General features: G+C 63.1%; 1 protein-coding gene. It reads right to left on the reverse strand.

All coding sequences use genetic code 11. The features are described from left to right. Positions 1-272 precede the first annotated feature (272 nt). The gene (locus EN964_RS34685; RefSeq protein WP_164749058.1) at positions 273-1274 is read right to left on the reverse strand and encodes an Ldh family oxidoreductase; all 1002 of its coding nucleotides are present in this window, start codon (positions 1272-1274) and stop codon (positions 273-275) included. Between the last annotated feature and the right edge of the window lie 101 nt (positions 1275-1375).

The raw sequence follows: 1375 nt of genomic DNA on the forward strand, positions 1-1375 counted from the left end.
GCGGTCAGCATGGTGATCTTGGTGTTGGTCATGACAATTTCCTTTGATTTGGGTTGAGGTTTCCGAGGCGCGAAGGACCGGCCTTCGCGTGATGCAGGCTTTCGATTTCGGTTTGCTGCTTCCCCCGGTGTGGATCGGGCAAGCTCGCCTTGCCCTGGACAAAGCTGGGTCGCAGCAAGGCGCGGAAAGGTTCAGCAGCGCGCAAAGAAAATCGCACCGCGCCGCGCCTGCGGCGGGCAGATTTCAGATAACTATTTGATATAAAAAACTATTCAGGAAGAATAGCGTGCGGCGAATTCGGAAATGCGCTGCACCACCGCCTTGGATGCCGTGATGCCCCGCGCTTGCGCCTTCTCGGCGGCCTCTGCGCGGGCACGACCGGGCACATGCACACCGAAGCGCCGCCGCAGCCGGTCGAGCTGGTCCTTCATCCGCTGCTCGAAATCCGGATCGAGCAGCTTGGGTTCGATAGCAAGCACGAATAGTCCCGTGCCGGGGCTGTCCGGCCCGCCGCTGAACCATGGCGCGTCGAGCGACCAGTTGGCGCCCGACAGGCCCGCCGCCAGCACCTCGACCATCAGCGCGATGTTGGCGCCGCGCTGGCCGCCGAAGGCGAGCATTGCGCCCTTCATGGCGGCGGCGGGATCGGTGGTCGGGTTGCCGCTGGCGTCCAGCGCCCAGCCTTCAGGGATCGTCTTGCCCTCCTCGGCCGCTTTGCGGATGTTGACGAAAGCGGTGGCGCTCGACGACTGGTCGATGACCAGCGGCGCCCCGTCGGCGGCGGGGGCGGCAAACGACATCGGGTTGGTGCAGTAGACTGGCTTGACCGAGCCCGAGCCGGCAAGTACGGCCGGGCCGTTGGTGGCGGCGAACGACACCAGCCCGAGTGTTGCCAGCCTTCCGGTGAAATAGCCGAGCGCGCCGCATGTATAGGCGTTCTTCTGCGAGAAGATGGCGACGCCGAACAGCTTTGCCGCCTTGGCGAGGTCGTCGATAGTGCGGTCGAAGCCGGTATGCGCCAGCCCCCGGCGTGCATCGGAGAGATAGACCGCAAGCGCCGGCCGGGTGATCACCGGGTCGGCATTGCCGTCGATGCGTCCGGCTTCCAGCGCCTCGAGATAGTCGATGAAATGCGACAGACCGACCGAGGAAAGCCCTTCGGCCTCGGCTGATATGATCGAAGCAGTGAGCGATTGTGCCGCTTCCTCATTGGCGCCAGCGCCAAGTGCCGCCATCCGGCACAGTCCTTTTGCCTGGTCGAGACTGAGTTGCATGATGGCAATCCTAGGGGAGTAAGGGAATAGGGGAATAGGGGAATGGTGAGCAGTGAATAGCGAATGGGGATGGAATTGTGAACGTGAATAGTGGCTGGCTA

Origin of the sequence: Mesorhizobium sp. M7A.F.Ca.CA.001.10.2.1 (assembly GCF_003998575.1) — a bacterium.
In the GTDB taxonomy this organism is placed as follows: domain Bacteria; phylum Pseudomonadota; class Alphaproteobacteria; order Rhizobiales; family Rhizobiaceae; genus Mesorhizobium.